Source organism: Reinekea sp. G2M2-21 (assembly GCF_015687175.1).
GTDB lineage: Bacteria > Pseudomonadota > Gammaproteobacteria > Pseudomonadales > Natronospirillaceae > Reinekea.
On record NZ_JADPQG010000037.1, the window covers coordinates 1 to 731 of the forward strand.

Annotated in this window: 1 protein-coding gene; it reads left to right on the forward strand. The window is 60.9% G+C overall.

Features of this window, described 5'->3' with window-relative positions:
* The coding region (locus IYN85_RS25630; protein WP_230390988.1) for a hypothetical protein at positions 1-731 on the forward strand (731 nt) is incomplete at both ends.

Genomic DNA, 731 nt, shown 5'->3' on the forward strand with positions numbered 1-731 from the left:
GCACCATGCGGTGACGCGATCCTGGTTGCTCGAGGGCAGCTTGCCCATGCTGGCCTGTGGCCACAGCAGCACCCTGCCCGCGTTCTGGAGCCCGCAAGAAGCCGTGGGGGATTTAACCACCCTTGAACTCACGCACGAAGGCGAAGCCTTCGATGCCAGCCAACCGCAGCTGGGCTTGCGGTATCACGCCAAAGCCACCTTAATCAGCCGGGCCAGCGGGTATCAACCCACGTTTCCGGCCATGCCCGATTTGCCCTTGGCGTTTCCGGCCCGTATCGAAGCTCGCGGCCGTTACGCAGACCTGGATGACCTGGGCCAGTATCAATTGCGCATGGGGTTCAGCCACCACAACACTGAGCGCCTGGAGCACACCCAGGCTAGCCCCAGCGTGGAACGCCTGGTGCCCTTTGCCAACGCCAACCAACCGCTCAACACCGGTTGGCACTTCCCCTTGCTGGATGGCAGTACCGTGTTGGTCACCTTACTCAACAACGACCCGAACCGACCCTGCGTCATGGGTTTTGCCAGCGAACTCAAACAGGAAGGCCCGGTGACCGACCGCAACCCGAGCCAAAGCCGGATTGTCACCCCCGGCCAGAACGAACTGACCTTCGACGACGAATTACCCAACATCATTCTGCAAACGTTCGACGGCCAAACCAAGCTGGAACTGAACGCCGCCGGTGCCCAACCCTTCATTAAACTCGCCGCCGACTATGGCTTATTACGCT